The sequence below is a fragment of the Myxococcus sp. AB036A genome, assembly GCF_006547355.1.
In the GTDB taxonomy this organism is placed as follows: Bacteria; Myxococcota; Myxococcia; order Myxococcales; family Myxococcaceae; genus Myxococcus; species Myxococcus virescens.
Genome location: NZ_VHLC01000177.1, coordinates 1 through 8,811 on the forward strand (window position 1 = coordinate 1; position 8,811 = coordinate 8,811).

The 8,811-nt window shown below is 69.8% G+C and carries 6 protein-coding genes and 1 pseudogene; 4 read left to right on the top strand and 3 right to left on the bottom strand.

Annotated elements, in window-relative coordinates:
• Positions 1 to 205: pseudogene (locus tag FL344_RS37270) on the bottom strand (type 2 isopentenyl-diphosphate Delta-isomerase); the annotation flags it as partial.
• A gap of 161 nt (positions 206 to 366) precedes the next feature.
• Here FL344_RS37270 and FL344_RS37275 point away from each other — a divergent pair.
• Positions 367 to 774: a hypothetical protein gene (locus tag FL344_RS37275; RefSeq protein ID WP_228558433.1), complete on the top strand. Its 408-nt coding sequence runs from the start codon at positions 367 to 369 to the stop codon at positions 772 to 774.
• Positions 775 to 807: 33 nt separating this feature from the next.
• Here FL344_RS37275 and FL344_RS37280 read toward each other — a convergent pair whose 3' ends face one another.
• Positions 808 to 3,279, bottom strand: a complete 2,472-nt coding sequence (locus FL344_RS37280; protein WP_141621848.1) for a TonB-dependent receptor — start codon at positions 3,277 to 3,279, stop codon at positions 808 to 810.
• A gap of 123 nt (positions 3,280 to 3,402) precedes the next feature.
• The gene (locus tag FL344_RS37285; protein ID WP_141621849.1) at positions 3,403 to 4,875 is read right to left on the bottom strand and encodes a hypothetical protein; all 1,473 of its coding nucleotides are present in this window, start codon (positions 4,873 to 4,875) and stop codon (positions 3,403 to 3,405) included.
• A gap of 189 nt (positions 4,876 to 5,064) precedes the next feature.
• On the opposite strand from FL344_RS37285, the gene FL344_RS37290 reads away from it, so the two are divergent.
• From FL344_RS37290 to FL344_RS37300, 3 genes are all read left to right on the top strand, one after another.
• On the top strand, positions 5,065 to 6,303 hold the full coding sequence (locus FL344_RS37290; protein WP_141621850.1) for an imelysin family protein: 1,239 nt from the start codon (positions 5,065 to 5,067) through the stop codon (positions 6,301 to 6,303).
• Complete coding sequence (locus tag FL344_RS37295; protein ID WP_141621851.1) at positions 6,296 to 7,750, top strand: HTTM domain-containing protein; 1,455 nt, start codon at positions 6,296 to 6,298, stop codon at positions 7,748 to 7,750. The genes FL344_RS37290 and FL344_RS37295 overlap by 8 nt, the downstream gene beginning before the upstream one ends.
• A gap of 164 nt (positions 7,751 to 7,914) precedes the next feature.
• The coding region (locus tag FL344_RS37300; protein WP_141621852.1) for a zinc metalloprotease HtpX at positions 7,915 to 8,811 on the top strand (897 nt) is incomplete at its 3' end.

Genomic DNA, 8,811 nt, shown 5'->3' on the forward strand with positions numbered 1-8,811 from the left:
TGCCGGTGACGAGCAGCGGGTAGCGCAGCCGCTTGCCCAGGAACGCCGTGGACAGGTCCACGTCCTCCACGGACATTTCCGGCATCGCGCAGTGGACCAGCTTGACGCACTCCAGCAGGGTGCTGTTTCCACTGGGTTCGACGTCACCCGTCGAGCAAAGGTCGAGATGCGCGTCCTTGCGTCTGGCTGTGATGTCGTCGCCCATCTCGTTGAAGTCCGGTCCGCCCAGGTGCTACGGCGCGTAAGTGCCCGAATGACCGAGGTTTCCTAGCAAGCGCGGCGGGCAAGGCGCAAGCCAAAGGGCCCGGACGGTCATTCCCGGCGTGTGGGTGGACGCTGGCGCCTTGTGGGCGGTATGAGCGCCGCGTGAGCGCCCCCCCGACCCACGTGGTTGTCTTCCTGCACAGCGGCGACTACGACCGCGTGCACCAAGGCCTGTCCATCGCCGCCGCTGCCGTGGCCTCTGGCCGCAAGGCGGAGGTGTACCTCTTCTGGTGGGCCCTGGAGCGCTTCCTCGATGGGGCGCTCGACGACCCGGACTTCATGGGGCGCGATGACGTCACCCATCGCTTCGAGTCGCGTGGGATGCCCACGTTGCGCGCCCTCCTCACACACCTGACGGATTCAGGACGCTTCACGCTGGCCGGGTGCACGGGCTCGCTGGGAGCCCTGGGTGCGGAAGCGCGGGCGGATGCCAGTGGCATCGCCCTGTGGCTGGGCTGGAGCGCCATCCTCCAGCGCACCGCGGGCGTGACGGACCGCTTCTATCTCTAGAAGCGAGACGCCGCCTGCGGGGGTGTCCGGGCTTCAGATGCCCAGCTTGACGCCCACGATGACGGCCCGAGGTGCGTTGGGCCGGGCACCATAGGGACGGCGCGACACGACAACCTGCTCGTCCAGGATGTTGCGCGCGCTCAGGTACAGTTGCCCCCAGCGGGAGAAGTTCCAGCTTGCGTTGACGTCGAACGTCAGCAGCGCGTCCGTCAGCTCTTCCGGAGGCACCTCGCCCTGCCCCGCCTGCTCGCGCATGGCATCCACATAGAAGGCGCTCAGGGCCAGGCCGCCCCAGGACGTCTCCACGCCCGCGGTGGCGTAGAGCTGGTGCTGGGGCACGTAGGGCAGCTCGTCGCCCGCGCGCACGTTACCGAACTGCGGGTCCGCCGACTGGAAGTCCTCACGCAGCCGCGTGCGCGTGAAGGTGTAGGACAGCGAGACGGGGAACGTCACGCCCCCGCCCGGACGGAAGGTCTTCTCACCGAAGACTTCCAGGCCGTAGATGTAGGCCTTGCCCGCGTCCGTCTGCCGGTCGAGGGCATCGTTGAGGCAGCCGCTGGAGAACGTGCAGATGTCGGTGAGGTTCGAGTAGTCGTTGAAGAAGCCCACCGCCTCCAGCCGCTCGCCACGGCGGGTCCACCGCGCGCCGGCCTCGTAGTTGATGCTCTTCTCCGGCAGCACCGCGTCCGGCTGTCCGGGCGCCGGAGGCGAGAAGCCGCGATAGGCGCCCGCGAACAGGCCCAGCTCGCGCGTCAGTGCGCCGTAGATGCCCATGCCCGGCATGAGCACCTCCAGCGCGCCGCTCGACTCGGTGCCCGTCAGGTGGTTCCGCGACGCCGAGCGGATGATTTCCATGCGCACGCCCGGCGTCAGCACCAGGGGCCCCCAGCCGATGGCGTCCGTCGCGTGCAGGGCGATGGCGTGCGTGGAGTCCTTGTTGTCGGCCGTCGTGTACGTGGGCTCGCTGGTCCGCACGAGCTGGCCGCCCTGCATCAGGAAGGCATCCTCGGTGTGGAGGCGGCGGATGCTGTCGTAGTGGAAGCGCGCGCCCAGCTCGAGGTTGTGGCTCAGCGGCCCGGTGGTGGCCGTCCAACGGGCGATGCTCTGGAGGCCCTGGGACACGTAGGTGCGGTCGTTGGGGCCGATGAGCAGCGCGTCCTGGGACGACGACGAGTCCAGCTCGCCAGTGAGCACGCCGTAGTAGATGGCGTTGCGCGCGCTCGTGGGGTCCGCCAGCACGCTGGCGATGGAGGCGCCGCGGAAGCGGTTCACCTTGCGCCACGTCCGGCTCAGGTCATGCCGGTAGACGGACGTCGTCACGGCCAGCCCGCCCGCTTCGAGCTCGTGGCTGAGCACCACCTGCGTGCGGTGCCACTTCATGTGGTCCAGGGCGCTCGCGACGTAGCGGCGCAGCGGCGCGGCGGCGAAGTCCGCGCTGCTCAAGCCCAGGTACGTCTCGTTCGAGTCCTCGTCCGAGTAGCCCAGCTTGACCTGGAGCGTCTGGCGCACGGGGCCCTCGGGGACGAGCTGGTAGCTGCCCTTGGCCATCCACTCGTTGCGGGTGAAGCCCGTGTTGCCGCCAACGGTGTCCAGTTCCTTGAAGCCGTCACTGCGCAGGTGGACGCCTTCGAGCAGGAAGCCCGCGCGCTCGGTGCTGGCGCCGAAGACGCCGTGGGCCTTGCCGTAGAGGTACTCGCCGCCCGCCACGTCCAGCCAGGCGGACTCGGACGCGGGGATGTCCCGGGTGATGAACTCCACGGAGCCGCCCACCGTCTGCGGTCCCTGCTGGATGGCCGAGGGCCCCTTGAGCACGCGAATGCTCTGCATGCGCGTGGCCAGCGGGAAGTAGTAGGCCGCCGGCGCGGAGTACGGCGCGGGGCCGAAGAGGACACCGTCCTCCAAGAGGGTGACCTTCTTGCTGCGGTCCGGATTGACGCCGCGCAAGCCCACGTTCGGCCGCAGGCCGAAGCCGTCCTCGCCGCGGGAGTACACACCGGGCACCGTCTGGAGGATGGCGGCCGGGTCATCGCGCTCGAAGCGCTCCAACTGCGCGGGCTTGAGCACGTGGATGGAGCCGCTCGTGCGCGCCTCCGAGGTGCCCACCACCACGCTCTCGAATCTCTTCTCCACCGCCTCGGGTGAAGGCTCCAACACCAGTGGCTCGCCCGCGGCGGGCTCGGTGGCCAGCGGCGCGTCGTCCACGGGCGCCTGCGCGGGCTCGGTCTGCTGCGTCTCCGCGGCGGCGGTGTCCTGCGCCTGCGGCGCTTCAGGAACGGCGACGGTGTCCGGCGCCTGCGACGGCTCGGGAGCCACGGCGGCGGTGTCCTGCGCCTGCGGCGCTTCAGGAACGGCGGCGGCGTCCTGCACCTGCGACGGCTCGGGAGCCACGGCGGCGGCGTCCTGGGGCGGCTCGGACTGCGCCGCGGCCGGGGAGGCCCATGCCAGCAAGAGCGCCGGAAGTGTCCAGCTCCGCGCCCACATCAGCTTCTGCTCGAACAGTGCCATCTGAAGCGTTTCGACCTTGTCTGACCGGGATGTCCGACGACTCAAAAGCCAGGAGCCAGGGATGGAGGCCCGCCCGCGCGCGGACCGCCTTCCCCGGCTCCTGCTTCTACACTGCGTCAGCGATTACCGCTTCTCAATGGGACCGCCGATGACGATCTTTCCATCCGTCTGGATGGCGATGCCGCGAGCGGTCTCCTCGGTGGCCGCGGTCGCGACGTTGATCTTCGCGATACCGCCGGTGCCGAAGGTCGTGTCGAGGTTGCCATCGGTGGTGAAGCGCGCCACCACCATCTGGTTGTCGCCACCCTCGGTCACGAAGCCCGCCGCGTAGATGCGGTTGGTCGAGTCGAAGGTGACGGACCAGAAGCGGTCGTTCTCCGTGGTGGAGATCGGCGTGGCCTTGATGATGACCTCCTCCGCCGAGCCGTTCGTGGGGATGATGGCGAGGATGCCGTCGTCGTTCTGGTTGCCACCCGCGCGGTAACCCACCGCGGCGGCCCAGTTGCCGTCCGTCGACTTGGCCACGCCGAAGAAGGCCTGCTCCGGGCGGTCCAGGCTGAAGGTCTTGTAACCTTCCGGCGCGAAGGTCGTGTCCGGCTGGCCGTCCGGCGTCTGCACCAGGAGGAGGGCCTGGTTGTTCTGCGCGCCCAGGGAGCCGCTGCCCACGTGCAGGACGCGGTCGTCGTTCAGGATCACCAGGTTGCGGCCGCGGTCGTTGTCACCGACCAGGTCCAGCGCCACGGCGCCGCCCGTGCCCCACGTCGGGTCGAGCGCGCCCGTGGCGGTGTAGCGGAAGGACACCAGGTCCACCGTGCCGGAGGACGCGGAGCGGCCGTAGCCGGTCGTCACGTAGCTGCCGTTGGACTGCATGCCCACGGCGTAGGCCTCGGCCATGCCCCACTCAGGGTTGGTCTCGCTCTGGGCCTGGAACGGCGCGGACGTCACGACGCCCTTCCAGCCGAACGCGTCGTCCGCCTTGCCGTTGTCGTTCAGGCGCTGCAGCACGATGCGGTTGGCCGCCTGCGCACCCACGCCCGTGGGCATGGAGGTGTAGCCGGACGTCATGATCTTGCCGTCCGGCTGGATGAAGCCGTAGCGCATGCCGTCGTTCAGGTTGGACAGGTTGAGGACGCTGAACCCGTTGGGCGTCTCGGTCGAGCCGAACGTCGTGTCCAGCGCGCCCGCCGCCGTCAGGCGGGCCACCACGCGGTCGGTGTCCGCGCGCGTACCGTCCGCGCGCTTGTTGCCGAACAGCACGATGCGGTCCGTGCCGTCCACTCGCACGTCCCACAGCGAGTCACGCGTGCCGTCGCGGCCGGCGCCAAAGTCCACGTGCGTCACGCCGCCCGCACCGAACGTCGTGTCGTGCGTGCCGTCCTCGTTGAAGCGGACCACCGCGATGTCGCTGTCCAGCGCGCCGGTGCCCGCGTCAGGCGTCGGGTCCGTGCCCGCGTCCGTACCGGCGTCCGTGTTGGTGCCCGCGTCAGGCGTCGGCGTGGGCTCGTCGTCGTCGCCACAGCCCGTCATGCACGCCAGCGTGAGCGCCAACGCGGCTCCACGCACCAGGAAGCTACGGTGCTTCACCGTCTTCAACATGATGTTTTCCCCTCCTCAAGGAACTCGTCGAACTGCAAACGATAATCGTTATCAGTTTCTTCGTGTCCGCCTCGTACTCCGGAAGACCGCGACGGGTCAACACCCAACCTGTGGAAACCCGCACGTTTCCCCGGGCAAACTTTGAAGTTGATTGTCATTAACAACATCGGCGTGTTAGCGAGCCCGGACATGAACACCGAGTCATCGCGCCCCCTCTCCGTCCTGCGTGCGCGCGCCATCGCGCTCGCGGTGCCCGCCCTCCTCTCCCTGTCCGCGTGCAAGTCGGACAAGGTGACCCCGCAGGACGCAGGGACGGACAATCCGAACGACGCGGTGGCGGCGACGCGCGCCGCGCTGCTGGAGTCGTCCGGGGCCTGTGTGCTGCAGACGGCCCGTGAGTTCCAGACCGCGGCCACCGCGCTGGAGGGCGCCGTCGCGGCCCACGCGGCCACGCCGGATGCCACCACGCGAGACGCCGCGCGCGAGGCCTACCACCAGGCCATGGACGTGTGGCAGGTGGCGGAGGTGATGCAGTTCGGTCCCGCCGCGCCCCGCAGCCTCCCGGGCGGCGCGGAGATTCGCGACAACATCTACTCGTGGCCCCTGGTCAGCCGGTGCGCCCTCGAGGAGCAGATCGTCAACCGCAGCTACGAGTCGGAGAGCTTCGACAGCTCACTGGTGAGCCGCCGCGGCCTGTACGCGCTGGAGTACCTGCTCTTCTTCGAGGGCAACGACACCGCCTGCCCCGGCACCTCCGTCATCGTGTCCCAGGGCACGTGGGCGGAGCTGTCCGCGGACGAGCGGGCCGCGCGCAAGCGTGCGTACGCCGCCGTGGTGGCCGCCGACGTCCGCCGACGAGCGGACGCGCTGGTGAACGCGTGGGCCCCGGACCAGGAGAATTTCGGCCGGACGTTGACGACGGCGGGCTCCGGCAATGCCGTGTACCCCTCCACGCAGGCGGCGCTGAACTCCGTGAGCGACGCCATCTTCTACTTCGAGCGCGAGGTGAAGGACCTCAAGGTGGCACGGCCGCTGGCGCTGCGGGACTGCGCCACGTCGACGTGCCCCGAGCACCTGGAGTCACAGTTCGCCGCGCGCTCGAAGGCGAACATCCGGGCCAACCTGGTGGGCTACCGGCGCATCACGGAAGGCTGCGGCGAGAACTTCTCCGGCACGGGCTTCGACGACCTGCTCGAGGCCTCGGGCGCCGGCGCGCTGGCGGCGAAGCTGCGCGAGCGCAACGCGGCGGCGGCGGCGGGCATCGACGCTGTTCCGGGTGAAGACCTGGCGACGGTCCTGGCTCAGGACAAGGCCGCGATGCGTACGATGTACGACGTCATCAAGAGCGTGACGGACGTGCTCAAGACGGAGCTCGTCACCGTGCTGGACCTGGAGCTGCCCCAGTCCGTCGAGGGGGACAATGACTGAGGTGGCGTCCGGCGAGCGCCCCGCGTCCGAGCGCATCTGGAAGGTGCTGCTGGCGCCGCGAGACATCGCGGCGCTGGTGGCGTTCCGCGTGGCGATGGGGCTGCTCATCTTCGTCTCAGCGGTCCGGTTCCTCGCCTACGGCTGGGTGGACGTGCTGTTCACCGGCCCTCGCTTCCACTTCGCCTACTGGGGCTTCGGCTGGGTGCCCGCGCTGCCGGCGCCGTGGATGCACGCTGTCTTCGCGGCGCTCGCGATACTCGGGCTCTGCATGGCGGCGGGCCTCTTCTACCGCGTGACAGTGGGCCTGCTGTTCGTCGCCTTCACCTACGTCCAGCTCGTGGACGTCAGCAACTACCTCAATCACTACTACCTGGTGAGCCTGCTCCTCGGGCTGATGCTCGTCGTGCCAGCGCACCGGGCCTTCTCGGTGGATGCCTGGCGCAAGCCCGCGCTGCGAAGTGACTCGCTGCCCTCGTGGTGCACGCTGCTGCTGCGCTTCCAGGTGGGCGTGGTGTACGTCTTCGCGGGGCTGGCGAAGCTGACCGGTGACTGGCTGCTCCATGCCCAGCCGCTCAGCATCTGGCTGTCGGCTCGGACGAGCCTGCCCCTCATCGGCCCCATGCTCGACGAGCCCTGGGTCGCCTACGTCGCGGCCTGGTCGGGATTCCTCTTCGACACCACCATCGTCGCCTTCCTCCTCACCCGGAAGCTGCGGCCCTTCGCCTATGTGGTGGTGCTCGGGTTCCACGCGGCCACTTCCGCGCTGTTTCCCATTGGCATGTTCCCCTTCATCATGGTCACCGGGGCCCTGGTCTTCTTCGAAGCCTCCTGGCCACGGCGGCTGTACCACGCGCTGCGCGCCCGCCTCGCGCGGTCGTCCGTCGCGACTTCGGCCGCGTCAGAAACGCCCGCGACGCCCGCCCTGAGCGCTCCCGGCTGGAAGGGACAGGTGGCGCTCGGACTGGCCCTGACCTACGCCGTCATACAGGTCGCCATTCCGCTGCGCACCCACCTCTACGGCGGCAACGTGCTGTGGCACGAGCAGGGCATGCGCTTCTCCTGGCGAGTGATGGCGCGCGAGAAGAACGGCAGCGTGACATTCATCGTCCGCGACCCGGCGTCGGACCGGGAGTGGCACGTCGCGCCCAGCCAGTACCTCACCCGCCTCCAGGAGCGGGAGATGTCGGTGCAGCCGGACCTCATCCTCCAGTTGGCGCGGCACATCGCCCGGGACTTCGAGGCGCAGGGCAAGGGCCGCGTCCAGGTCCACGTCGACGCCCAGGTGTCGCTCAATGGCCGCCCCGCGGAGCTGTTGGTGGACCCGGACGTGGACCTCGCTCGGGAGGTGGACGGCCTCGCGCCCAAGCGGTGGATCCGCCCCGCGCCGGAATCGCCGCCCATCCGCTTGCGCTCTCCGCTGCGCGGCGCGACGGCCGAGCGCCCGTAGGAGCGTGTCGCGGTAAGGGGCAAGGGGCTGGGTGGAGGGTGCGCCGTTGCAGCCAGGCCCCCTGCCCCCTGTCCCGGGGGCGTGCCGTCCCCCGTCATTGCCGAGCCCTCGCGCTGGTTTACGTTTCCAGAGGGCCCCGCGGGGTCTCCGGAAACGAGGCGGCCATGGCGCTCCATTCTTCCTCTTCCCACGATACGGCCCGCGCTGGCCCAGACCGGCCAGCACTGCACGGCGGAGGCGGCTGGCACCGGGTGGGCAACGCGCTCAAGACGACCGTGCTGCTGGCCGGGCTCACGGCCCTGGTGCTCGTCATCGGCGACCGACTGGGCGGCCCGCAAGGCCTGCTCTTCGCCGGCCTCTTCGCGGTGGTGATGAATTTCGGCTCCTACTGGTTCAGCGACCGGATTGCCTTGGCCATCCACGGCGCCAGGCCGTTGCCCTACGAGCAGGCACCCTGGCTGCACGACATGGTGGCGCGGCTGGCCTCCCGCGCGGGCATGCCGAAGCCCAAGGTCTACATCCTCCCCACGGCGGCGCCCAACGCGTTCGCCACGGGCCGCAACCCGAGCCACGCCGCCATCGCGGTGACGGCGGGCCTGATGGAGCTGCTCGACCGGCGCGAGCTGGAAGGCGTGCTGGCCCATGAGCTGGGGCACGTGCGCAACCGGGACACCCTCATCGGCACGGTGGCGGCGACCCTGGCCGGCATCATCAGCTACGCCGCGCAGATGCTCTTCTGGTTCGGCGGCTCCATGCTCAGCCGGGGCGACAACGACGAGCGCGGCGGACTGGGCAGCGCCTTCGCCAACCTGGGCCTGCTGCTGGTGGCCCCCATCGCCGCCACGCTGCTCCAGCTCGCCGTCAGCCGCTCACGGGAGTACGGAGCGGACCAGACGGGCGCCGAGCTGGCGGGCGACCCGGACGCGCTCGCCAATGCCCTGCTGAAGCTGGAACGCGGCGCGGAGGCCATTCCCTACGACAGGGCCCCGGCCACCGCCCACCTCTTCATCGTCAACCCGCTCCACCGTGGCGGAGTCATGGCCCTGTTCTCCACCCACCCG

Excerpts from the sequence above, each read along its gene's own strand:
- FL344_RS37285 (WP_141621849.1), bottom strand. The coding sequence starts at position 4,875 with ATGTTGAAGACGGTGAAGCACCGTAGCTTCCTGGTGCGTGGAGCCGCG.
- FL344_RS37295 (WP_141621851.1), top strand. The coding sequence starts at position 6,296 with ATGACTGAGGTGGCGTCCGGCGAGCGCCCCGCGTCCGAGCGCATCTGG.
- FL344_RS37280 (WP_141621848.1), bottom strand. The coding sequence starts at position 3,279 with ATGGCACTGTTCGAGCAGAAGCTGATGTGGGCGCGGAGCTGGACACTT.
- FL344_RS37290 (WP_141621850.1), top strand. The coding sequence starts at position 5,065 with ATGAACACCGAGTCATCGCGCCCCCTCTCCGTCCTGCGTGCGCGCGCC.